Origin of the sequence: Flavobacterium piscisymbiosum (genome assembly GCF_020905295.1) — a bacterium.
GTDB classification, from domain to species: Bacteria; Bacteroidota; Bacteroidia; order Flavobacteriales; family Flavobacteriaceae; genus Flavobacterium; species Flavobacterium piscisymbiosum.
In genome coordinates this window covers 1,118,678-1,142,014 of record NZ_JAJJMM010000001.1, presented here as the reverse complement: position 1 = coordinate 1,142,014, position 23,337 = coordinate 1,118,678, and the positions used below count along the sequence as shown (strand labels likewise).

Annotated in this window: 21 protein-coding genes; 6 read left to right on the top strand and 15 right to left on the bottom strand. The window is 34.5% G+C overall.

The window, feature by feature from the left end; all coding sequences use genetic code 11:
• Positions 1-29: 29 nt before the first annotated feature.
• Together LNP81_RS05255 and LNP81_RS05250 are read right to left on the bottom strand one after the other, a co-directional pair.
• Positions 30-695, bottom strand: coding sequence for an SCO family protein (locus LNP81_RS05255; protein WP_230033966.1), 666 nt, complete (start codon positions 693-695; stop codon positions 30-32).
• A gap of 322 nt (positions 696-1,017) precedes the next feature.
• Positions 1,018-1,941, bottom strand: coding sequence for a DMT family transporter (locus LNP81_RS05250; protein ID WP_230033964.1), 924 nt, complete (start codon positions 1,939-1,941; stop codon positions 1,018-1,020).
• A gap of 203 nt (positions 1,942-2,144) precedes the next feature.
• Between LNP81_RS05250 and LNP81_RS05245 the strand changes: the two genes are divergently transcribed.
• Positions 2,145-4,205, top strand: coding sequence for a M13 family metallopeptidase (locus LNP81_RS05245; RefSeq protein WP_230033961.1), 2,061 nt, complete (start codon positions 2,145-2,147; stop codon positions 4,203-4,205).
• Between the two features lie 205 nt (positions 4,206-4,410).
• Positions 4,411-6,471: a M13 family metallopeptidase gene (locus tag LNP81_RS05240; RefSeq protein ID WP_230033959.1), complete on the top strand. Its 2,061-nt coding sequence runs from the start codon at positions 4,411-4,413 to the stop codon at positions 6,469-6,471.
• 862 nt (positions 6,472-7,333) lie between these two features.
• On the opposite strand, the gene LNP81_RS05235 is transcribed toward LNP81_RS05240, so the two are convergent.
• The 3 genes from LNP81_RS05235 to hemB form a co-directional block, all read right to left on the bottom strand.
• Entirely contained in the window at positions 7,334-7,783 is a 450-nt protein-coding gene (locus tag LNP81_RS05235; RefSeq protein WP_230033957.1) for a GyrI-like domain-containing protein, read from the bottom strand.
• Between the two features lie 75 nt (positions 7,784-7,858).
• On the bottom strand, positions 7,859-8,260 hold the full coding sequence (locus LNP81_RS05230) for a c-type cytochrome (protein ID WP_230033955.1): 402 nt from the start codon (positions 8,258-8,260) through the stop codon (positions 7,859-7,861).
• A 2-nt stretch (positions 8,261-8,262) separates the two neighbouring features.
• Positions 8,263-9,255: a porphobilinogen synthase gene (gene hemB, locus LNP81_RS05225; protein ID WP_121317912.1), complete on the bottom strand. Its 993-nt coding sequence runs from the start codon at positions 9,253-9,255 to the stop codon at positions 8,263-8,265.
• Positions 9,256-9,597: 342 nt separating this feature from the next.
• Here hemB and LNP81_RS05220 point away from each other — a divergent pair, with 342 nt between their 5' ends.
• Complete coding sequence (locus tag LNP81_RS05220; protein WP_230033953.1) at positions 9,598-10,230, top strand: hypothetical protein; 633 nt, start codon at positions 9,598-9,600, stop codon at positions 10,228-10,230.
• Positions 10,231-10,728: 498 nt separating this feature from the next.
• Positions 10,729-12,063: a hypothetical protein gene (locus tag LNP81_RS05215; protein WP_230033951.1), complete on the top strand. Its 1,335-nt coding sequence runs from the start codon at positions 10,729-10,731 to the stop codon at positions 12,061-12,063.
• Between the two features lie 75 nt (positions 12,064-12,138).
• Here the strand turns inward: LNP81_RS05215 and LNP81_RS05210 are convergent, their stop codons facing one another.
• From LNP81_RS05210 to hemA, 10 genes are all read right to left on the bottom strand, one after another.
• A complete protein-coding gene (locus LNP81_RS05210) occupies positions 12,139-13,041 on the bottom strand; it encodes a fructose bisphosphate aldolase (RefSeq protein ID WP_230033949.1) in 903 nt (300 codons plus the stop codon).
• 27 nt (positions 13,042-13,068) lie between these two features.
• Positions 13,069-14,007 carry a DUF4421 family protein gene (locus tag LNP81_RS05205; protein WP_230033947.1) on the bottom strand — a complete coding sequence of 313 codons (939 nt, stop codon included), beginning with the start codon at positions 14,005-14,007 and terminating at the stop codon, positions 13,069-13,071.
• A 93-nt stretch (positions 14,008-14,100) separates the two neighbouring features.
• Entirely contained in the window at positions 14,101-15,003 is a 903-nt protein-coding gene (gene hemF / locus LNP81_RS05200; RefSeq protein WP_230033945.1) for an oxygen-dependent coproporphyrinogen oxidase, read from the bottom strand.
• A gap of 131 nt (positions 15,004-15,134) precedes the next feature.
• On the bottom strand, positions 15,135-15,680 hold the full coding sequence (locus LNP81_RS05195; RefSeq protein WP_230033943.1) for a GNAT family N-acetyltransferase: 546 nt from the start codon (positions 15,678-15,680) through the stop codon (positions 15,135-15,137).
• A gap of 2 nt (positions 15,681-15,682) precedes the next feature.
• Complete coding sequence (locus LNP81_RS05190) at positions 15,683-16,060, bottom strand: hypothetical protein (protein WP_230033941.1); 378 nt, start codon at positions 16,058-16,060, stop codon at positions 15,683-15,685.
• A 6-nt stretch (positions 16,061-16,066) separates the two neighbouring features.
• Positions 16,067-16,762, bottom strand: coding sequence for a hypothetical protein (locus LNP81_RS05185; protein ID WP_230033939.1), 696 nt, complete (start codon positions 16,760-16,762; stop codon positions 16,067-16,069).
• A gap of 87 nt (positions 16,763-16,849) precedes the next feature.
• The gene (gene hemE / locus LNP81_RS05180) at positions 16,850-17,875 is read right to left on the bottom strand and encodes a uroporphyrinogen decarboxylase (protein ID WP_230033937.1); all 1,026 of its coding nucleotides are present in this window, start codon (positions 17,873-17,875) and stop codon (positions 16,850-16,852) included.
• A 122-nt stretch (positions 17,876-17,997) separates the two neighbouring features.
• Complete coding sequence (locus LNP81_RS05175; RefSeq protein WP_230033935.1) at positions 17,998-18,672, bottom strand: uroporphyrinogen-III synthase; 675 nt, start codon at positions 18,670-18,672, stop codon at positions 17,998-18,000.
• Positions 18,672-19,595, bottom strand: a complete 924-nt coding sequence (gene hemC / locus LNP81_RS05170) for a hydroxymethylbilane synthase (RefSeq protein ID WP_230033933.1) — start codon at positions 19,593-19,595, stop codon at positions 18,672-18,674. The genes LNP81_RS05175 and hemC overlap by 1 nt, the downstream gene beginning before the upstream one ends.
• 109 nt (positions 19,596-19,704) lie before the next feature.
• Positions 19,705-20,955: a glutamyl-tRNA reductase gene (hemA, locus tag LNP81_RS05165; RefSeq protein ID WP_230033931.1), complete on the bottom strand. Its 1,251-nt coding sequence runs from the start codon at positions 20,953-20,955 to the stop codon at positions 19,705-19,707.
• A gap of 228 nt (positions 20,956-21,183) precedes the next feature.
• Between hemA and LNP81_RS05160 the strand changes: the two genes are divergently transcribed.
• Together LNP81_RS05160 and hemH are read left to right on the top strand one after the other, a co-directional pair.
• Positions 21,184-22,056, top strand: coding sequence for a helix-turn-helix domain-containing protein (locus LNP81_RS05160; RefSeq protein ID WP_056247889.1), 873 nt, complete (start codon positions 21,184-21,186; stop codon positions 22,054-22,056).
• 228 nt (positions 22,057-22,284) lie between these two features.
• On the top strand, positions 22,285-23,298 hold the full coding sequence (gene hemH, locus LNP81_RS05155) for a ferrochelatase (RefSeq protein WP_230033929.1): 1,014 nt from the start codon (positions 22,285-22,287) through the stop codon (positions 23,296-23,298).
• The last annotated feature ends 39 nt before the right edge of the window (positions 23,299-23,337 follow it).

Genomic DNA, 23,337 nt, shown 5'->3' with positions numbered 1-23,337 from the left:
ATGCTAAATGTTTCTAAAAATAAGGGATTTTACTCCTGACAAAGGAAATTGATGTCTTCTAAAAGGCGCTGAATTTCCTCTTTATTGGTTCCGTCATAAAAACCACGAACACGTCTTTTTTGATCTACCAAAACAAAATTCTCTGTGTGTACCATATCATACAATTGATCAGGGCGACCTAGTTTTACCGCCAGATACGATTTTCTGGCCATTGTATAGATTTCTTTTTTGTCTCCCGTAACCAAGTTCCATTTACTGTCTACAACATGATGTTTTATGGCATATTCTTTAAGAACCGGAATACTGTCAACTTCAGGAAAAACGGTATGAGAAAGCAACATTACTTTAGGATTGTTTAAAATTGCTTTTTGAACATCTTCAAGATTGGTTGTCATTTTTGGACAAATCGAACCACAAGTCGTAAAGAAAAAGTCGGCTACATAAATTTTACCTTCATAATTCTTTTGCGTAATCGTATCTCCGTTTTGATTTACAAATTTAAAATCGGCAATCGTGTGGTATTTGCTTTTATATTGTACCGTACTATCAACCAATTCAGGGTTTACATCGGCAGGATTATAAATTGGCAATGTTTTTTGTGGCTTTAAAGCCGAATAAAATAAAGATATGGTTACAGCCGAAAATACAATTAGAACAATAAAGAATTTGCGGTATTTATAAAGAAACGATTTCATAAAAATAATTTGGCGCAAAAATACAAAAAGCACATTTTAAAATACTAGTTGAGCTTGGTTTTTAACAAGTTTGGGCTATTGTTTAAGAAATAGATTATTTTTTTATTTTTTAATCTCGCAAAGGTGCGAAGGCGCAAAGTTTTTTGAATTTGCCTCCTGCTTTAGCTGGAGGTTTTTTAGAATACTACTAAAAAGGCTTTAGCGGAAACTTGCATTTGGCTTAAGCCTATGCTTTTGATCTTAATTTTTCCTCCAGCTAAAGCACGAGGCAATTCAGCAATTCATTAAACTTTGCGCCTTTTCGAGATTAAAAAAGAACCTTTTAACTCCTAGACTTTCTAATCGATTTATTTACCAGATATAGTCCAAGTAAAGTGACTAAAACCCCAACAGCAATGGCCGGAGTAAGTATTTCCCCAAAAAGAAGAACTCCTAAAATGATCGCTACAATAGGATTCATATAAGCATAAATACCCGTGATTTCTGTTGGAAGATGTTGCAGCATATAGATAAAAGCAACAAATGTTAGTATTGAACCTATTACGACCAAATACGATATGGCCCACCAGGATGTTGTCGGAATTTTGGTTAATGATATATTCATTCCAAAAGTTTCGGTAATTCCAAAAAGTAAAAAGCTTGAAAGCAACATTTGCAATCCCAAACTAAAATACGGATTAAAACTTGCTGCTTTTTTCTTGGTGTGTAAAATCCCAAAAGCCCAGGTAATAGTTGATATAACAGATAAGAAAATTCCAAATTGAAAATCAGGTTTTAAAAAATCGCCTAAATGATCCATGAAAATAATACAAATCCCGCCAAAGCAAATTAGCAAACCTGTAATCGCAAGTTTAGCAATTCTTTCGCCTTGAAAAAAACAAATAACAACAATCCAGATCGGGAAAATAGCACCAATAATAGCACCCAAGCCACTACTGATATATTGAACGCCCCAAGTACTTAAACCATTACTGCAGGCAAAATTTAAAATGGCTAAAATGAGAATCGTACGCCATTGTTTGCCTTTTGGCCAAGGTTCTTTTTTTAGAATAAAATAACCAACATACAGAATGCCTCCAACAAACTGACGAATCATTGCCAGTTGCAAAGCAGGCATATGTTTTACACCTTCTTTAGAAGCTATCCAGGTTGTTCCCCAAAAAAAACTTACCCAGAATAATGCCAATATTGGTAATCCAATGGCATCTATTTTTCCGGAAACGGCACTCTGAATTTTTGCTCTCACTTTTATTTCAATTTTTTGTAACAAATATTCCAAAAACTATTCTAATAATCAGTTAGAAACCGGTACTAAATACATGAAAATATTCGATGATATCGATTAAAATGTTAGGATGATTCGCTTTTTTGCGATTATTTCAATAATTTTAACATAGCCTTTCAGATATTAGGAATACGTTTGTATAAAGACCAAAAACTTAGATATAAATGAAAAAACAACTTAGCAGACCTTTGTTCTGCGCCTTTTTTGCGGCAGTTTCATTTACAGCTGTTCAAGCTCAAAATGCAACTCAAAAGGAACCGGGTATTAATGTTTCGTACATGAATACCAAAATTAGTCCAAGTCAGGACTTTTTTCAATATGTAAACGGTACCTGGCTTAATCAAACTGAAATCCCCAGCGATCGTACCACATGGGGAAGTTTTAATGAATTGATTAAGAAAACAGACAAAGATGCAATGTCGATCCTGAAAGAAGCATCAAAAAATCCAAAATATAAATCAAATACTGATCAGGGAAAAGCGGTTAATTTATTTTCAACGATTTTAGATACAGTTGGAAGAAACAAAGCCGGAATTGCTCCTTTGCAACCTTACTTTAAAAAGATTGATGCCATTAAAAACGTAGCAGATCTTCAAAAGTATTTGGTTGAGGTTGAACCGGAAGGTACAGCTGCTTTTTTCGGAATCTATATTGGTGCCGATGAAAAAAACAGTTCTAAAAACTCCGTAACTCTGGGTGTAAGTCAATTAGGTTTACCGGATAAAGATTACTACACTTCTGAAGATAAGGATTCGAAAGAAAAAAGAGCAAAATACGAGCTTCATGTAGCGAAAATGCTGCAGTTTATTGGCGAGTCTCCTGAAAAAGCAAAACAAAGTGCAGCCACAATTTTAGCTTTGGAAACAGAATTATCTAAGCCAAGATTAGATCGCGTAGAAAGCAGAGACAGCCGTTTGCAATACAACCCAATGACAATTGCTGAACTTCAAAAAATTACACCGGCTATCAAGTGGGATGCTTATTTTACAGGCTTGGGACTGGCAAAATTAGATACTGTAGTGGTAATGGAGCCAAAGTATATGAAAGCTTTGCAAACTATTTTTACCCAAAATAAAGTAGCGCAGTGGAAAGAATACTTAAAATGGGATTTATTAAATACCGTTGCTACAAAATTATCTACAGATATCGAAACGGCTAATTTTAATTTTTACAGTAAAACTTTAAGAGGAGCTATAAAACAATTACCAAGAGAAGAAAAAGCATTACAGGTAGTAAACACGACTGTTGGTGAAGCACTTGGTAAATTATATGTAGAAAAAGTATTTCCTGCAGAAGCAAAAGCGAAAGCAGTAGATATGATTCATAACATTATTTTGGCGTACCAAAATCGTATCAACAATTTAACATGGATGTCTGCGGCAACTAAAGTAAAAGCGATTGAAAAGTTAAATAAGATTACTGTAAAAGTGGGTTATCCTGATAAATGGAAAGATTATTCAGCACTTGAAATTAAAAGTGTAGCCGAAGGCGGAAGTTATTTCGATAATGCCCGTAACCTAAACAAATGGAATTTCAAAAAAGGAATTGAAAAACTAAACAAACCAGTTGATAAAACAGAGTGGGGTATGTCACCGCAAACTGTAAATGCGTATTACAATCCATCTTATAACGAGATTGTTTTCCCTGCTGCAATTTTACAACCGCCATTCTACAATTACCAGGCTGATGAAGCGGTTAATTATGGCGGAATTGGAGCTGTTATTGGTCACGAAATTTCTCATGGTTTTGATGATGCAGGAGCACGTTATAATGCTGAAGGTAATTTGGTAGACTGGTGGACTCCAGAAGATTTAACACAATTTACAGCACTTGGTAAAGCTTTGGCAGATCAATACAGTGCTTTAGAGCCATTGCCTGGAATTCACGTAGACGGTAATTTTACTTTAGGTGAAAACATTGGAGATTTAGGTGGTATCAATGCCGCTTATGATGGTTTGCAATTGTATTTGAAATCTCATCCAAATACTGGATTAATTGACGGATTTACTCCGCAACAACGTTTCTTTATTTCATGGGCAACCGTGTGGAGAACCAAAACGAGAGATGAAGCAATTAAAAATCAGGTAAAAACAGATCCGCATTCACCTGGAATGTACAGAGGATATGTTCCGCTTCAAAATGTTGATGCATTTTACGATGCTTTCGGTATTAAAAAAGGAGACAAAATGTATGTTGATCCAGATAAACGAGTTAAAATCTGGTAATTATAAAATAAGAAAAACGACGCTGATAATGCGTCGTTTTTTGTTTATGTTATTATTTGTAAAGACTAAATTTTAGATATTTTAGAAGACATTTTTGGTTAAAATAGTTGACCATAAATTCTCCAAATCAATTATTGATAAAATTTAACATAGAATTCAAAATAATAACAATACGTTTGTATATATACTAATTCAATAAATAAAAATGATAAAACAGCTTAACAAATCTGTGTTTTGTGCATTTTCAGCAATGCTTTGTTGTGTTACAATCGAGGCACAAAATGCTAAACCAAAAGAACCGGGAATTAATCTTTCTAATATGGATACGAAAGTAAGTCCGGGTCAGGATTTCTTTCGATACGTAAACGGAGCCTGGTTAGAAAAGACTGAAATTCCAAGTGATAGAAATTCATGGGGAAGTTTTAATGAACTACGTCAAAAGACAGATAATGATGCTCTTGCTATCTTAAAAGAAGCATCAAAAGATCCTAAGTACAAATCGAATACAGATCAGGGTAAAGCAATTGCTTTGTTCAATACAATTATGGATACTGTAGGACGTAATAAAAATGGAGTAAAACCACTTCAGCCTTATTTAAAGAAAATCGATGCGATTAAAAACGTAACAGATTTACAAAATTTCTTTATCGAAATGCAGCCTCAGGGCGGAATTGGTTTCTTTGGAGTTTATGTTGGTGCTGATGCAAAAAACAGTAACAAAAACTCGGTGAACTTAAGTCCGGGCGGTTTAGGATTATCTGATAAAGATTACTACAACGCAGATGATAAGGATTCGAAAGAAAAACGTGAGAAATACGAAGTACACGTTGCAAGAATGTTGCAGTATTTGGGAGAATCTCCGGCAAAAGCTAAAGAAAGCGCAAAACAAATCCTTGCATTAGAAATTGAATTATCTGCTCCAAGATTAGATCGTGTTGAGCGCAGAGACCGCAGAAAACAATACAATCCAACTGCTGTTGCTGACTTAAAAAAGAATACACCTTCTATTCAATGGGATAAATATTTTACCGGAATTGGTATGGCAAAACTGGATACAGTAAATGTAGCACAGCCGCGTTATATGATTGCGTTAGAAAAAACCTTAACAGAAAAGAAAGTAGAAGCCTGGAAAGAATACCTTAAATGGACTTTATTAAACAGAACAGCTTCAACTTTATCTACTGATATTGAAAATGCAAATTTCGATTTCTACGGAAAAACATTAACAGGAGCTTTGAAACAACGTCCGCGTGAAGAAGTAGCATTGCAGGTTATCAACGGTGCAACCGGAGAAGCTTTAGGAAAATTGTATGTAGAGAAATTATTTCCTGCTGAAGCAAAAGACAAAGCAAAAAATATGATTGCTAATGTAATGTTGGCTTACGAAAACAGAATCAATGCATTACCATGGATGTCTGCAGAAACTAAGACAAAAGCAATCGAAAAATTGAAGAAACTGACCATTAAAATTGGATATCCTGATAAATGGAAAGACTACTCTAAACTAGAACTTAAAAATGTTAATGAAGGCGGAACTTATTTTGATAATTCAAGAAATATATCAAAATGGGCTTATGCAGAAAACTTAGCGAAATTAGGTAAACCGGTGGATAAAACAGAATGGGGAATGTCTCCGCAAACTGTAAATGCTTATTTCAACCCGTCTTACAACGAGATTGTTTTCCCAGCGGCGATTTTACAACCACCTTTCTATAATTACCAAGCTGACGAAGCGGTTAATTATGGTGGAATTGGTGCTGTAATCGGACATGAGATTTCTCACGGATTTGATGATTCTGGTGCACGTTACAACGCAGACGGAAACCTTGTTGACTGGTGGACTGCTGATGATTTAAAACAATTTACTGCATTAGGTACAAAGCTTGCTGATCAATACAGCGCTTTAGAGCCTTTACCTGGAATTCACGTAGATGGTAAATTTACTTTAGGTGAAAATATTGGAGATTTAGGCGGAATTAACGCTGCTTACGACGGATTACAATTGTATTTGAAAGCAAATGGTAATCCTGGATTAATCGACGGATTTACGCCGGAACAACGTTTCTTTATTTCATGGGCGACAGTTTGGAGAACAAAATCAAGAGATGAAGCTATCAAAAGTCAGGTTAAAACTGATCCACATTCACCAGGAATGTATAGAGCAGTTGTGCCTATCCAGAACGTAGATGCTTTTTACCAAGCTTTCGGAATCAAAAAAGGAGATGCAATGTATGTTGAACCTGAGAAGAGAGTTAAAATCTGGTAATTTTCTACTGTAATCATAAAAAAAAGGGACTTTTTCGAATTTCGAGAAGGTCCCTTTTTTATGATTATTTGTTTAATAAAAGCAGAGCTTTTCACTTTTCTACGCCGGTTTATCATTCCGTAGGAATGTTTCGTAGGTAGAAAAATAATAGCGACCCAAGTTTACGTTCCGTAGGAACGTTTAATGTGTTAGATTGTTTTAAAAAAAATGATGATCTCAAAATCAAACGTTCCTACGGAACGTAAAATAACAATCACAATATAATTTTTCTACCGACGATATGTTCCTATGGAACAACGGAATATAAAAAACAAAAACAAAGTTTTTCACTTTTTTATACCTGTTTATCATTCCGTAGGAATGTTTCGTCGGTAGAAAAAATAATTGCCAGCCAAGTTTACGTTCCGTAGGAACGTTTGATGTGTTAGATTGTTTTAAAAAAATGATGATCTCAAAATCAAACGTTCCTACGGAATGTAAAATAACGATCACAATATATTTTTTCTACCGATGAAATGTTCCTATGGAACAACTGAATATAAAAATAAAAACAAAGTTTTTCACTTTTTTATACCTGTTAATCATTCCGTAGGAATGTTTCGTAGGTAGAAAAATAATAGCGACCCAAGTTTACGTTCCGTAGGAACGTTTGATGTGTTAGATTGTTTTAAAAAAAATGATGATGTCAAAATCAAACGTTCCTACGGAACGTAAAATAATGATCACAATATAATTTTTCTACCGACGAAATGTTCCTATGGAACAAAGAAATATAGGAATGGACAAATTAATATATGAATGCAATCAAAAATATATTAAATAAAAACGGCGCTAATTTTAGCGCCGTTTTTGTTTCTATATTTTATTGAAGCGCGATATAAATAGCAACTTCTGCTTTTTCCGGGTTTTGAGTCTTCTCACCATAAACTTCAAAATCTGTAGTAAAACTTCGATCTAAATCTGAGTTCCAGATTTCCAGCCATTTATTAAAAACAATTCCTTCGGATAAGTTTCCTTTGGCAATCAATTCTTCATAATTTGCTGACTCAATTGTTTTACCAATCATATTTTCAGGTACAACATCTAAATTTTCAACTTTACAGCCTAAAATAGTAGTGTACGGTTTGGTATGATCTTTTTCGTAATCGGTATAAATACAAAATAGATCCTCCGCAACTTTATTTGGAATTTTACTCTGAATTTCTTCAGTCATAAATTGGCTCCAAAGTGCCGGAATGTCTTTTCCTGATTGACCATTTTCGTTTGTCGTTCTTACCGAAATACCAATTACATTGAATTTTTGAATTATCATTTTGCGCTATTTTTTATTAAGCTGTAAATGTAAAACGATGCAATGACAACAGTATGTCAGCAGGAATCGTTAAAACTACTTTAAATTGCTGTAAATATAGCTTTCTATCGCTTTCAACTCCTCGTCAGACATTGCCTGAGTAATAGGTAAATTCGTTTTCATAACTGCAAACTGACTAGGGTCTACGATTGGTTCAGCATTTCCTTTTAAGAAAGTAACCATATCGCCTTTTTTGTCTTTATAAATTTTGGCAATTTCCTGAATACTTGGTCCAATTACTTTTTGATCAACCTGATGACAAGAAATACAATTTCCTCGTCCTTCAAAAATTTGTTTTCCTAAAGCTTCCGGAGTTTTGGCTTCCGCCGAATGTCCTTCTGAATAATTTTCTGTAGGATCCTGAACAGATTCTTCAGTTGCTTCTTTTTTACAAGATGTAAAAGCTAAAAGTGCGGATAAGAATAATACTTTTTTCATGATTATTTATTTAATAGTAAAGCTGCTTCTTTTGCAAAATAAGTTGAGATGATACTGGCACCCGCACGCTTAATGCAATATAGTTGCTCTATCATAATTTTGTCATGATCTAACCATCCTCTTTCTGCTGCGGCCTTTACCATAGCGTACTCACCAGATACCTGGTAAACCGCAACTGGTACATGAACGGCATTTTTTACCTCACGAACAATGTCTAAATAAGCAATTCCTGGTTTTACCATAACGATATCTGCACCTTCTTCAACATCTAATAATGCTTCACGAATTCCTTCAATTCTATTCGCATAATCCATTTGATAGGTCTTTTTATCTTTAGGAATATTTTGAGAATCTACCGGAGCAGAATCTAATGCATCACGAAAAGGTCCGTAAAATGCCGAAGCATATTTGGCACTATAACTCATGATTCCCACATTGTGATGTCCGTTTTCTTCTAATGCTTTTCTGATTGCTAAAACTCTTCCGTCCATCATGTCGCTTGGTGCCACAAAATCGGCTCCGGCTTCGGCATGACTTAAACTCATTCGGGTTAAAGCATCGACAGTTGCATCGTTTACCAATTGACCATTTTCGATAATTCCGTCATGACCATAAATAGAATAAGGATCTAAAGCAACATCCGGCATCACAATCATTTCCGGAACAGCATCTTTAATGGCGCGAATCGTTTGTTGCATCAAACCATCTTTGTTCCAGGCTTCAACACCTTTGTTATCTTTTAAATTGTCGCTAACTTTTACATAAATATTCACCGCTTTGATACCTAAATCCCAGGCTTCTTTTACTTCTTTAATCGTATTGTCTAACGAATGACGGTAGATTCCGGGCATAGACGGGATCGCTACTTTTACATCTTTTCCTTCGGCAACAAACATTGGAAGCATAAAATCCTGTGGACTCAAACTTGTTTCACGAACTAAAGAACGAATAGATTCATTGGTTCTTAAACGGCGGTTTCTTTGTAATGGGAACATATAATTTAAGATTTTTAGATTTTAGATTTCAGATTTAATGTGATTTCCTTGAAAGCAGATCGATTAATTCTTGTTCTAAAAACTACAGTTGTTTTTTTGTTTTTTTTGAAGATTGTATTGCTTTTTAATAAGTGTCGCAAAGTTAAAGAAAAATGAACAGAATAAGGCTGTTAGCGTAGAGTAGAATCCGTTAATATTATCTAAAAATTTACTGATTTTTTAGTTTTAGACTTTAAATTTTTTAAACTTCTCAAAACGCCCTTGTGTTTTTCATTTTATAAATAAGTTTAATGAATTTTTTAATCTTATGGTTTTTAAAAATTTTCCAATTAAATTTGTCTAATGAAGAAATTTCTCGCTTTATGCTGTTGTTTACTTTTAACAAGTTGCTTTGAAATAACAGAAAGAATCAAACACCACGACGATCAAAGTGGTGAATATACCCTCATGGTCGACTTTTCGAAATCCTGGTTTAAGACAAAATCAGCAATGTGGCTGGAAGAAGTCGATGGCGTAAAAATCCCTAACGAACAGGAAATCACCAAAAAACTGGAAGATTTTAAAATAAAAGCTTTAAAAATAGAAGGAATTACAAACGTAACGACCAAGACTGATTTTGACAATTATGTTTTCATTATCAAACTCAATTATGCCAATCTAAAAGCATTGAATGCGGTTGTGAATACGATAAACAATCAGCGCGATCAGATTCACTTTAGCGGAAGCGAAAAAAATTTCGAAAGAATTGCTTCTTATCCGGTTCCCGAAAAAGTGGTTAAAGATCCTAAGAAAAAGAAAGATCTGGAAGCAGCCAATATTATTGCCATTTATACATTCGATAAAGATGTACAGGCAGTACAAAACCCAAACAGTAAAATTTCGCAAAACAAAAAGACCGTATTTTTAAAACAAAGTATGTTCAGCGTACTTAAAAAATCGGCATTAATGAACAATACAATCCAATTAACTCCCTGATTTATGAAGCATTTTTATACTTTATTTTTATTATTCGCCACGTATTTAACTTTTGGATAAATTAATAAAAGCGAATACGATTATTTTGTTCAGTTTAACGGAAATCAGCTTTCTAAAAAAGTAAGCGTTGCCGAAATCCTGAATCATCCTATCATAACGAAATACAGCGCTAAAAAGCCTGATTTAGATTTTACAAAATATACCGAGCTTATTCAGTTAGATCAAAAAATAACCATTCACGGAAAATTCTCAGACAGTATTCCGTATTATCAGGTTACAATTCCTGTAAAAAGCAAAGAAGCGGTCAAACAATTTATAATAAAGGAATTTGGGAATGGATTAGCTGAAAATGTACAGATTCAGGATCTAGGTAAGTATGCTGTTTTTAATGCAAGAGGCAAGAACAAAACATTTGCATGGAACGATAATTATCTGGTTATTCTGGAATTAACCCAAAGACTTCCTTCGAGGTTTTATACAACCGAAAGTGAAGCTGTTTTGCAAGATTCTGTTGCTGTTGATGAGGTTTACGAAGAAACAACAACGGAAGAACCTTCTATCATAATAGATGCTCCAATAAATGATGCTCCAATTGTGGTTGAAGAAGCTCCGGTTCCGTACAATGGGGAACAAGAGTATACTGAAAGCGCACCGTACACAATTCAGGAAGCTACTTTTAATCTGGAACAAACAGAAAAGCTAAATCAGATTATAAAATCATTATTCGAAAATGGATTTACTGCACCAAGTTCAGAAAAAATAAACGCTAATGCCGATATTTCGTCCTGGATCAATTATAGCGCTGCAATGAAAAGTTTATATTCTATGTCCAATTATCCAATGGCCATTTTTGGAGGTTACGATAAATTTTTGCCTACGCAGAAAAGCTTTGGAAATTTTATAAAAGGTATTAATCTTGATTTTTATTTTGACAATAATAATGCGCGTGTAGAAGAAGTTGTCGAATATTCGCCAGAGCTTGCCGAAGTGGTGAGTAAAGTCACGAATAGAAAAATAAACAAGAATGTTTTTAATTATTTCCCTGCACAAAAGCCTTTGGGTTATATGTCGTATCATTTAAATACAAAGGCGGCTCTGGAAAATTTCCCGTCTCTAATGGCAGATATATTTCAAAGTCCAAAACTGGTAAAAGAAGATATTGCAGTTGTTACCGATTTAATTTCGACAATTGTTGATGAAGAAGCTGCCGCAACACTTTTTGATGGTGATTTAAGCGCATTTTTATACGGTTTCAAGGAAATTGAGGTTATGACCAAATCATACGAATATGATGAAAACTATGAAGAGAAAGTAATTGATAAAAAGACTAAAAAATCAGTTCCGTTATTTTCTGTGATTTTTACTTCCACACATCCTACTTTTGCTGATAAATTGATGCAGTTGGGCGTTCGCAAAAAAGTACTGGTGCAAAAAGACAATTATTATGTTGTTACCGGAACCAAAGAATACGGAGACATCTTCATCAAAAAAGACAAAGATGTTATTGTAATAGCGAATACACTGGATTATTTTAATGCCGGTAACGGTACATTTTCTGGCGAAGCCAAAAAAGATTTGAAGAAAAACTATATGTTTGGAAAACTGAATATGGCCGAACTAATAAATGCATTTGGCAAATCAGGTGAAGCTAACCCTTCGGATTTAGGGAAATTCAGCAAGTTTTCGGAGCAATTTTCAGACATCACATTTGAATCTCCTAAAAAGTTAATCAACAATAAATTGGTTTTTGGGTTTAAATTGAACTCGTTGAAATCTGATAAAAATATCATTCTGCAAACTTTAGATTTAACTCAGGAATTAACCTCTAAATAGTTGTAAAATTATAAAAAGCAAATCCCCGAAAGTTTTCAATTTTCGGGGATTTTTTATGTATTAAAGAATATTCGATTATGTGATCGAAGCTGCATAAATTTCTTTGATGGTTTTGCCCAGTTTAGTATTAAAATCAGCATCAGACTGACCTGCTGAAAGACCTTCAGACAATGCTCGCGAGAAACTGGCAATCAATCCGTGGTTTTGCGAAAGTTTATCATTGGCTTCATCCTGACCGTATCCGCCGGACAATGCTACAACACGCACCACATGCGGATCTGACATTAGTTCTTTGTAAAAATCATTCACAGTCGGGAGAGACAATTTCAGCATTACTTTTACCTCTTTACCCAGTAAATTAAGCTGTTTTTTGATTTCTTCTTTTAGAATTTCTTCAGATTTTTCTTTATCAGCGCTGTAAATATCTACTTCAGGTTCGATAATCGGGATAAGTCCTTTTCCGAAAATTTGTAAACCTACCGCAAATTGTTGTTCGACTACTTCACGAATTCCAGCTGCATTGGCTTCTTTAATTACAGAACGCATCTTAGTGCCAAAAACATTTTTTTCTACAGCACGAGTCAGCAATTCATCTAAATTAGCAATAGGCTTCATCAATTGTACGCCATTTACAAGGTCGGCAAGTCCTTTATCGACTTTTAAAAACGGAACTATGTTTTTTTTCTCCCACAAATAGTCGGCTGTCCATTGTTCGTCGATTTTACGATCCATAGTATTTTCGAACAAAATAGCGCCCAGAATATATTCGCGATCAAAGGCAGGACTTTTTATAATTCGGGTTCTCATTTCATGTACAAGAGTATACATTTCGTCGTCGTTTGTAAAACTGCTTTCCTGTACACCGTATTGTGCTAAGGCTTTTGGAGTGCTTCCGCCACTTTGATCCAGTGCGGCTATAAATCCTTTTCCGGAATGCATACGGTTTAGTTGTGCTATGTATCGTTCTCTATTTTTCATAATGTTTTGTTTTAAATTTAATGGCTATTACAAACCTATTTTCTGATTTACTTTATCGTAAACCTCTTTTACTTTTTTTGGCGGATCAAATCGGTAACCTGCAGAAAGTTTTAAAGTAACAATATTATCATTCAATCGCGGACTGACCTTATCGTCCTGAGCAAAACTTGTAGCATTCATACTTGCAAAAGCAAAGAAACGATCGTTATTATACGCCAGTTTTAAATTGAAATCACCTTGATATAAAGCAGATGTGTCTCCGTTGATGTCATTAATTCCAACACCTAAAGCAACTCCGGCACCAATTAAAACCCTATTACTAATTACAAAATTATAGAAATAGGATGGAGCTAAAGTAAAAACATAAATGTCTCCGGGTGGTGTATCGAGAGTGTTTAAGTCTATATTGGTATAGTAAAATGAAAAAGTTGGAATAAAACTTCCGGAACTTTTGGTTTGCCATTCGTTTTGGCTCACCAATGTTTTAAAAGAGAATTTATCATTGAAAACATACGACGTTGAACCGCCAATTTTCATAGTACGCATATTCGGTAATTGTGCCGTTATATTATCATCACTGATATAAAACCCTTTTTGATTGATGTAAGTAAACGACTGCATCCATTTTTTATAATAAAAACGGGTATTGAAATTAAAATGCTTGGATTTTGAATCGCCTTTGTTGCCACCAAGAAATTTTGGTGCAAAACCAAGAGAGATATCAATGATTTTATAGTTTAGATTAAAACCAATCTGTTCTCTTCTATTGGGAGTAAGATTAAGAAATGTTTCTGAATTTTGAGCTCCTGAAGCAATCTGAAAACTATTAGAAGTGTCTAAATAATAAATACTGGTGGTAATATTATCATTGTACGATTTGAAATAGGGATTTTGCAGCGAATCGTTTTGGGCAAAACACCCAAAAACGCTTCCAAAGAATACTATATAAATCAGTTTTAGATTCATTCGTTTATTTTTAATACCCAAAAAACAACCCTAAATTACAATTTTAAATCTATGTTTTTGGGTATTAAAAATAAAATATTATGATCAATTGTATTAAATCCAGTCAACAGGATTTTCTAACACATTCACTAATTTTTCTTCATCACTTCCTGCTTCTGCATGATGATCGTAAACCCATTGCACGTGCGGAGGTAAACTCATCAAAATACTTTCGATTCTTCCGTTGGTTTTTAAACCGAATAAAGTGCCTTTGTCGTGAACCAGATTAAATTCAACATAACGCCCTCGACGGATTTCCTGCCAGTTTCTGTTTTCAGGAGTATATTCCAGGTTTTTTCTTCTTTCTACAATCGGAACATAAGCTTCTAGGAAACTATCGCCAACTTCGGTTACAAAACTGAACCAGTCTTCCATCGACATTTGTTCATTTGCTTTGCAATAATCAAAGAATAAACCGCCAATTCCGCGGGCTTCGTTTCTATGCGCATTCCAGAAATAAGTGTCGCATTGTTTTTTATATTTTGGATAAAACTCCGGATTGTGTTTGTCGCAAGCTGTTTTACAGGTTTGATGAAAGTGTTTGGCATCTTCTTCAAACAAATAATAAGGCGTTAAATCCTGTCCGCCACCAAACCATTGTTCGATTACTTTTCCTTGTTCGTCATACATTTCAAAATAACGCCAATTGGCATGAACGGTTGGCGTCATTGGATTCTTTGGGTGTAAAACCAAACTTAATCCGCAGGCAAAAAAATCAGCTTCGCCAACACCAAACATTTTTTGCATGGCTTCCGGTAATTTTCCGTGAACGGCCGAAATGTTGACACCGCCTTTTTCAAAAACATTTCCGTTTTCAATAACGCGAGTTCTTCCGCCACCACCTTCCGGGCGTTTCCAAAGATCTTCACGGAATTTTGTAGTTCCGTCAACAGCTTCTAATCCGGCACAAATCTGGTCTTGTAACTTTTGTATGTATGCGTAAAATTTATCTTTCATTATTCCAATTCTTTTTTGTTTTCCAAATAATCAATAGCATTTAATTTATTGACCACTTTCTTACCTGTTTTTCTTAAAATTTCAGTTAGTTATAATTTGTAACCCACTCATTCGACATGTTTTTAAGAAGTCTATGTTTTATTATATTCTGATTTAAGCAATCCGAAATAAACAGTATTCTGCAGTTCGCCGTCACCATTTCTAAATTCGTCCCGCAAAATTCCTTCTTGTTTAAAATTATGTTTTAATGCAATTCGTTGGCTTGCTAAATTAATTTCTGAAGTACAGATGAAAACCTTGTTCATCTTCAATTCGTTGAAACAAAATTCAAGTGCATCCACAACCATTTTTGATGTAATTCCTTTTCCCTGATAATCTTCATCAACAAAATAACCTAATTCACATTTCGAAATGCGGTAATCAATGGTTTTTACACACAAATAACCAATTAAATTGTTGGTTTGGATATCTCTTGCGTAAAAATAAAAACCTTCCTTGGTTTTTTCTTTATTACGAGTGACTTCCAGAAAATCTTCTGCTTTTTTTAATGAATCGGAATTGGCCAGAGTTAGCGGGAAAGTTTTTCCAATATGATTACTGTTTTTATTTACTAAATTGTAAAATTCTTTAGGCAAAACATCTTCAATTCGGTCTATTTTCAAATCTGTAAAACTCATGTTTATTTATTTTTGGCCGAAGCAATTTTAGTATTTATTCCAAAAGAAAAAACTTTGCTTTCTTTTTGGATATATTGGTAAATAGCAAGTGCTTTTCCTAAAAAATCAAATTGTTTTTCCTGTGACAATCCTATCAAAATATCTGCAAATTGTTCCTGTTGATTCCAGTCGAGATGACATTGTTGTAAGAGAAGAATTAGATCTTCTTCAGGGATTTCAATTGTTCTTTCCAGGCTTAAGCCAAAACTCTTTAGCTGTTCATCTATAAGACTCGTATCTTCGGCATTCCAAAATTTTGGAACAAAAATTAACGCATGCAAAGTTCTTAGAGTGTTCTCTATTCTAATACTTTCTTCGTCTCTTAAACCTTTATTGAGCATGATTTTTTATCTTTTATCCGATTTAAACTTCTGAGTGTAAGTTGTTTTGCTAAAAATAAGTTTCTCTTCCTGAAAAGTATCACTATTATTTCTTCCAAAACTTTTGATAGTTCTGTAAATAAAATACAAAACCGGCAAAGAGTAGTATATAAAACCCATACATATTGGTACATATGGTTTTTCTATAAACAATCCGCTTGATTTTACAGTGTCAAAATACTTAGATTTTTCTAAAAATTCTTCTGTTAATCCAAATTGCGGAATTATACTATTTCCAAAACTAACAGCAAAAATTAAAAAGAAGTACAACATTGCTTTAGCAACAGATTTTCCTATTTGCATAGCCCGTACTTCCGGACTAACATCAGAAAAAGCAAATCGCATCCGGTTTAAAACCGTTAGCAAATAAATATATAAAATGTTGGTATTAATGACAGAATGATGAAAAGCCAGTGCAAATAATCCATACATGGGAAAAAACACAAAAAGCGACAATTTTTTAGGCATAACCGCCATAAAAACTCCTGAATGCACCATAATAAATTCGAAAGCCATTAGAATAGCCAAATCATTTATAAGACTTACCGGATGTTCTTCCGGATGCAGCCAAACCATCAAAAACACAGTCGCATAATACGCCTGAAATGCATATTCTACAAAAGAAAAGGGCGAGTTTCTGGAGAAGTTTAGGTTTGCGAACATCTAAGGTTTTTTTTAGTTTTCAGTCTCAGTCGCAATTTTCAGTTTAAAAGTAGACTGAAAACTGCGACTGAAAACCGAATACTCTGTTTAGTTCCCGTATTCCTTAACCGCGTCAATAAACGCTTTTGCGTGGTCTACAGGGATATTTGGTAAAATTCCGTGACCTAAATTTACAACATATTTATCTTTTCCGAACTCGTCAATCATTTGGTGAACCATTTTTTTAATGGTAGGAATTGGAGAAAGCAATCTTGACGGATCAAAATTTCCTTGTAAAGTAATGTTTCCACCAGACAAATAACGCGCATTTCTAGGCGAACAAGTCCAGTCTACACCAAGTGCCGAAGCTCTACTTTTACCCATTTCGCCAAGAGCAAACCAACATCCTTTTCCGAAAACAATTACCGGAGCGTGATCTGCCAAAGCCTCAACGATTTGATTGATGTATTTCCATGAAAATTCCTGATAATCAACCGGAGAAAGCATTCCTCCCCAAGAATCAAAAATCTGAACGGCATCAACTCCCGCTTTTACTTTTTCTTTAAGATATAAAATAGTAGTATCTGTAATTTTTTGTAATAATGTATGTGCCGCTGCAGGGTTTGAGAAAGCGAAACCTTTTGCAGTATCAAAACTTTTAGAACCTTTTCCTTCAACAGCATAACAGAAAATGGTCCAGGGCGAACCAGCGAAACCAATTAATGGTACTTCGTCGTTCAGCATTTCTTTAGTCAATTTAATGGCATCCATTACATAACCTAAAGTTTCCTGAATGTCCGGAACATAAACTCTGTGAACATCAGCCATTGAACGAATTGGATTTGGTACAAACGGACCAAAATTCTCTTTCATCAAAACTTCGATTCCCATTGCTTGCGGAACAACCAAAATATCTGAGAATAAAATCGCTGCATCCGGTGCAATTCTGCGAATAGGCTGAACTGTGATTTCTGCAGCCAATTCAGGAGTTTGACATCTTGTGAAAAAATCATATTTATCACGTAAAGCGATGAATTCCGGTAAATATCTTCCGGCTTGACGCATCATCCATACTGGCGGACGTTGAACAGTTTCTCCTTTTAATGCTTTTAAAAATAGGTCGTTTTTTAACATTTTTTTGTTGCTTTAGGCTTTAAGCTTTAGGCTTTAAGCGTTGTTTTCTGTTTTATTATTTGCTTACGGCTTAAAGCCTAAAGCGTATTGCTATATAAATTTTTTTGCTTATGGCCTAAGGCTTAAAGTTTATTGCTGTATTCAGCAATTACATCTTCGATGACGTCTTCAACCGTTGGCTGATCTGCAATGATGATGTTTTTTGTAATTTTATGTAAAGCTTCTGCAGTGGTTTCTCCAATACAAAAGCACTTTTCTTTCTTGATCGTGTTGTCTTTCAGATAACTTTCAACTCCGGAAGGACTAAAAAATAAGATCCCGTCAACAGCAGTTTTTATTTTCTGAGGCGTTAATGAAGTATCATAAACCTGAATTTCATTAAACTTCACATCAGCCTCTTTTAGAGCTTGTGGTAAAGTTTCTCTACGAAGGTTTCCGCTAAAAAAAGTATAACTTTCAGTACGGTAAATCAAAGTGATGATTTCTGCTAAATCTGCTGCGTAACCGGTATACGCAACAACATTGAATCCGCTTTCTGATAAAAGAATTTTGGTTTTTAAGCCTACGCAAAATACATTTTTACTTTTCAGTTGTTCAGATTTTGGATCAGCTAAAACACTGTGAACCGCATTCTGACTCGTGAAAATCAGATTCTCGTTGATATCTTTAAGTTCGAAAGGTTTGTTTTGGGTTTGAATAAAATCAGATTCGGTTACTTCAATATTGGCTTTTACCAATGCTTGTTTTTGTTCGCCCGGCAGCTTTTTTGTAGATAATATTTGAATTGATTTTGCCATTATTTTTTTAAAGATTCTTTAATAGATGCCATCAATTCCGCTCCGCCATTGTTTAAAATTTCCTGAGCAGCAAAGAAACCTAGTTTTTTCCATTCGGCAATATCAACCGTTTTATCGATTTCTAATTTTTGCTTTCCATCAACCGAAAGTAAAACGCCTTGAAAATGCAATGTGTCTTCGTCTTCATTATATTTTACCAAAGCTCCAATTGGCGCCGTACAACCGCCTTCCAGCGTTCTTAAAAACTGACGTTCAATATAGGTACAAATCTCCGTTTCGATATGATTCAATTGCGAAAGTGCATCCAGCGTATAATTGTCGTTCTCCATTGCTACAACTAGCATTGCGCCTTGTGCAGGTGCCGGAATCATCCAATCTAAATCTATAAAGTTTCCTGGTTTTAGGTTAATGCGCTCCAATCCTGCAGCAGCAAAAACAGCTCCATCCCAGTTATTGTCTTCTAATTTTTGCATACGCGTATTTACGTTTCCACGTAAATCAACCACCGTATGATTAGGATATTTGTTAAACCATTGCGCCTGACGACGTAAACTTCCGGTTGCAATCGTACTTGGATTTGCGAAATCAGGATTTCCTTTATGAACTAAGATATCCAAAACATTAGCTCTTTCTAAAACTGCCGCCTGAACAATTCCTTTTGGTAAAGCTGTTGGAACATCTTTCATAGAATGAACCGCAATATCAATACTGCCATTAATCATAGCAATATCTAAAGTTTTAGTGAAAATTCCGGTGATTCCGAGTTCGTAAAGCGGTTTGTCAAGAATAATATCACCTGTAGATTTTACCGCAACAATTTCGGTTTTATGACCCAAATCATTTAGTTTTTTTTCGACAGTATGTGCTTGCCAAAGTGCTAGTTCGCTATCGCGAGTTCCAATTCTAATTGTTTTTTCAGCCATTTTTTACTGTTTTTCCACCATATAAGTTATATAAGTAAATTTAAGCAATGCGTAAACAACTATAATTAAATGAACTTATATAACTTATATGGTGAAAGGAGTTATGTTTTTAAGATGCTTTTATTTTAAAGACTTTTTCGATCCATTCGATGCTTTCATCGACCATGGTATCGTCGTCTTTTAAGTGATTGGCAAAATGAGTGGTGATTTTCTGGATGATTCTGTTGCTGATGATTTCAGCCTGAGCTTCATTAAAATCTGCAATTTTTCTGCTTTGAAAGTCTAATTCCGAAACTTTAATAGCGTTCAGCTTTTCTTTTAAAGCATTTATAGTTGGAGCAAATTTTCTTCCTTTTGTCCAGGTAACAAATTCCTCTTTTACTTCTTCGATAATTGCTTCGGCAGCCGGAATGTGTAGTTTTCTGTTTTCCAGAGTTTCATCTGTCAGTTGAGACAAATAATCCATGTGAATCAACGTTACACCTTCTAATTCCTCTACGTTTTCATTTACGTTTTTTGGAATCGATAAATCTAAAATCAATAAAGGTTTTTTTAGATTCAAAATGGCTTTGTCAACCGTTGGGTTTTGAGCACCTGTAGCGACAACCACTACATCCGCTTTTTGAAGTTCTAAGTGTAACTCCGAATAATCTTTAACAATCAAATTTAGTTTTCCGGCTAATTTCTCAGCTTTGTCTTTAGTTCGGTTAATTAAAGTAATATGTTCGTTTTTGGTATGTTTTACAAGATTTTCGCAAGTATTTCTTCCGATTTTTCCTGTTCCAAAAAGTAAAATATTTTTATTACCGATATCTTCTACATTTTTAAGAATGTATTGTACCGATGCAAAAGAAACTGATGTTGCGCCTGAACTAATTTCAGTTTCGTTTTTGATTTTTTTACTCGCCTGAATTACCGCGTTTACCAATCTTTCTAAGAAAGCATTCGCTAAATTCATAGATTTAGAATGCGCAAAACTGGTTTTAATTTGAGAAATAATCTCAAAATCGCCTAGAATCTGACTGTCTAAACCAGTTCCTACACGAAACATATGATTAATGGCTTCCTGATTTTTGTAAACAAAACCAACTTTCTGAAAAGCATCAACAGAACCGTTGCTGTTATCACAAATTAGTTTTATCAATTGAAATGGATGTTCTGCAAAACCGTAGATTTCGGTTCTGTTACAAGTCGAAGTGACAATCAAACTTTCAATTCCTTCTTCTTTAGCCTGTTCCAGCAAACGCGTTTTTGCAATTGCATCCAAACTAAATTGACCTCTTACCTCAGCATCGGCTTTTTTGTAACTCAGACCAACTGAGTAAAAATAAAGATGTTTCGGTACGTTATTGTTTTCCATAAATTCACTTTCATAAAAGTGTCAACAAAATTATGATTATAGTGTTTATAAAAGTAACGCTCAAAGTACTTTTTGTATCGCTACATGTTTTTTTGTTTCTAAACATCTGTTTTTATGCAAAAAGAAGTACTTTTGTAGTAAAATCAGCTCGTTAGAAATGTTTTGTTTAGAGTGATTCTAAATAAGATATTGTAGTTGTCTTGATTTTTGTACTAAAAAAACATCGCTATGAGTTCTCAGGAAATTATTAAAATTGAAGACGACTTTACGCTTATTCGTTTTCAAAATGACAGTTCAGAGCCCTTTTTCGGACAACACGAAGTAGGTAGTGGCCTGATACAGTTTCATTTCGGGATAAAAGGGAATGCCAAATTCTTGTTTAATCAAGGCAGTTATGCTTTAGATCTGAAAGAAGAAAAATCGTTGCTTTTGTACAATCCGCAGAAAGAATTACCATTGAATTTAGAGTTGGCTCCAAATTCTTGGGTAATTTCTGTAATTGTCTCCATTAAGAAATTTCACGCGTTGTTTTCTGCAGAAGCAGACTATATTACTTTTTTAAGTCCGGACAATAAGGACAAAAAGTATTATAACGAAGGAAATATAAGTCCGTCAATGGCGATTGTTTTGAGTCAACTGTTTCATTATAACTTACATCCGTCGATAAAAAACCTTTATTATAAAGGAAAAGGATACGAATTACTGAGTTTGTATTTTAATAGAACCGAAGATCCAAACGCAGAACAATGTCCGTTTTTGATTGATGAAGATAACGTTTTGAAGATCAGAAAAGCCAAAGAAATTATCATCGCCAATATGGCTGAACCTCCGGGATTGCAAGAGTTGGCAGATGAAATTGGTTTGAATTTGAAGAAACTGAAAATGGGTTTCAAACAAATTTACGGAGATACGGTTTATGGATTTCTATTCGATTATAAAATGGATTTCGCCCGAAAACTACTCGACAGCGGATCTTATAATGTAAACGAAGTAGGGTTGAAAATAGGCTACAGCACCGGAAGTCACTTTATAGCGGCATTCAAGAAAAAGTTTGCTACAACTCCGAAAAAGTATTTGATGTCGATTAATACGAATGTTTAAACACAAATTTCACAGATTAGCACGAATTAAAAAATCTGCAAGATCTGCGAAATCTGCGAGAAAAAGTATAACAACGTTAGGTAGAGAATCAATTTTAGATATTCAACAATAAATAAAAAATAATAATTATCATATTTCTAAAAAGCAGCAAGTTCTACTTTTGACGAAATTTTTAAAAACAAATTAAATGCTTAAAGCCTAGAGCTTAAAGCCTAAAGCAAAGAATAAATGAAAGGCGTATTATTAGTAAACTTAGGATCTCCAGAAAGTCCGGAACCAAAAGATGTAAAACCGTATTTAGACGAATTTTTAATGGATAAATACGTGATCGATGTTCCGTATTTATTAAGGGCTTTGCTAGTTCGTGGAATTATTTTAAGAAAAAGACCAGAAGAATCAGCACATGCTTATAAAAAAATCTGGTGGGAAGAAGGCTCTCCTTTGGTAGTACTTTCAGAAAGAATGCAGAAAAAAGTACAACCTCTGGTAAATGTTCCGGTAGCACTTTCTATGCGTTACGGAAGTATGACAATCGAAAAAGGACTTCAGGAATTGCATGATAAAGGCGTTACCGAAGTATTGCTTTTCCCTTTGTATCCGCAATACGCAATGGCTTCGACTTTGACTATTTTAGTAAAAGCAGAAGAAATTCGTAAAAAGAAATTCCCTCAAATGACTTTTACAGATGTTCCTGCGTTTTACAACAAACCGGATTATATCAAGAATTTGGCCGATTCAATTCAGAAACATTTAGTGGGATTTGATTACGATCATTTATTGTTTTCATATCATGGAATCCCGGAACGTCATATTCGCAAAACCGATGTAACCAAATCACATTGTAAAATTGATGGTTCTTGTTGTAACACGCCTTCACCGGCACACGATTTCTGTTACCGTCATCAATGTTATGAAACTACAAAGCAAGTCGTTAAATTATTAGGACTTCCTGAAGATAAATACAGTCTGACTTTTCAATCGCGTTTAGCGGGAGACAAATGGTTAGAGCCTTATACCGATGTTGAAATCGATAAAATGCCAGGAAAAGGAATCAGGAATCTTGCAGTTGTAACACCAGCTTTCGTATCTGATTGTTTAGAAACTCTTGAGGAAATTGCAATGCGTGCCAAAGAAGATTTCGAGAAAAATGGAGGAGATAAATTCTTAGCAATCCCATGTTTGAATGATGATGACGAATGGTGCGAAACTGTTGGTAATTGGATTAACGAATGGGCTAAATAATTAGAAAATAGAGTAAAGAGTAAAGAAGAAAGATTGTTG

What these genes read in the sequence shown, in the direction of transcription:
- LNP81_RS05255 (WP_230033966.1), bottom strand. Translation starts at nt 695, where the DNA reads ATGAAATCGTTTCTTTATAAATACCGCAAATTCTTTATTGTTCTAATT.
- LNP81_RS05220 (WP_230033953.1), top strand. Translation starts at nt 9,598, where the DNA reads ATGAAGAAATTTCTCGCTTTATGCTGTTGTTTACTTTTAACAAGTTGC.
- hemF (WP_230033945.1), bottom strand. Translation starts at nt 15,003, where the DNA reads ATGAAAGATAAATTTTACGCATACATACAAAAGTTACAAGACCAGATT.
- LNP81_RS05240 (WP_230033959.1), top strand. Translation starts at nt 4,411, where the DNA reads ATGATAAAACAGCTTAACAAATCTGTGTTTTGTGCATTTTCAGCAATG.
- LNP81_RS05245 (WP_230033961.1), top strand. Translation starts at nt 2,145, where the DNA reads ATGAAAAAACAACTTAGCAGACCTTTGTTCTGCGCCTTTTTTGCGGCA.
- hemC (WP_230033933.1), bottom strand. Translation starts at nt 19,595, where the DNA reads ATGGCTGAAAAAACAATTAGAATTGGAACTCGCGATAGCGAACTAGCA.
- hemA (WP_230033931.1), bottom strand. Translation starts at nt 20,955, where the DNA reads ATGGAAAACAATAACGTACCGAAACATCTTTATTTTTACTCAGTTGGT.
- LNP81_RS05185 (WP_230033939.1), bottom strand. Translation starts at nt 16,762, where the DNA reads ATGTTCGCAAACCTAAACTTCTCCAGAAACTCGCCCTTTTCTTTTGTA.
- LNP81_RS05230 (WP_230033955.1), bottom strand. Translation starts at nt 8,260, where the DNA reads ATGAAAAAAGTATTATTCTTATCCGCACTTTTAGCTTTTACATCTTGT.
- hemB (WP_121317912.1), bottom strand. Translation starts at nt 9,255, where the DNA reads ATGTTCCCATTACAAAGAAACCGCCGTTTAAGAACCAATGAATCTATT.
- LNP81_RS05235 (WP_230033957.1), bottom strand. Translation starts at nt 7,783, where the DNA reads ATGATAATTCAAAAATTCAATGTAATTGGTATTTCGGTAAGAACGACA.
- LNP81_RS05175 (WP_230033935.1), bottom strand. Translation starts at nt 18,672, where the DNA reads ATGGCAAAATCAATTCAAATATTATCTACAAAAAAGCTGCCGGGCGAA.
- LNP81_RS05195 (WP_230033943.1), bottom strand. Translation starts at nt 15,680, where the DNA reads ATGAGTTTTACAGATTTGAAAATAGACCGAATTGAAGATGTTTTGCCT.
- hemH (WP_230033929.1), top strand. Translation starts at nt 22,285, where the DNA reads ATGAAAGGCGTATTATTAGTAAACTTAGGATCTCCAGAAAGTCCGGAA.
- LNP81_RS05190 (WP_230033941.1), bottom strand. Translation starts at nt 16,060, where the DNA reads ATGCTCAATAAAGGTTTAAGAGACGAAGAAAGTATTAGAATAGAGAAC.
- LNP81_RS05160 (WP_056247889.1), top strand. Translation starts at nt 21,184, where the DNA reads ATGAGTTCTCAGGAAATTATTAAAATTGAAGACGACTTTACGCTTATT.
- LNP81_RS05210 (WP_230033949.1), bottom strand. Translation starts at nt 13,041, where the DNA reads ATGAAAAATAGAGAACGATACATAGCACAACTAAACCGTATGCATTCC.
- hemE (WP_230033937.1), bottom strand. Translation starts at nt 17,875, where the DNA reads ATGTTAAAAAACGACCTATTTTTAAAAGCATTAAAAGGAGAAACTGTT.
- LNP81_RS05205 (WP_230033947.1), bottom strand. Translation starts at nt 14,007, where the DNA reads ATGAATCTAAAACTGATTTATATAGTATTCTTTGGAAGCGTTTTTGGG.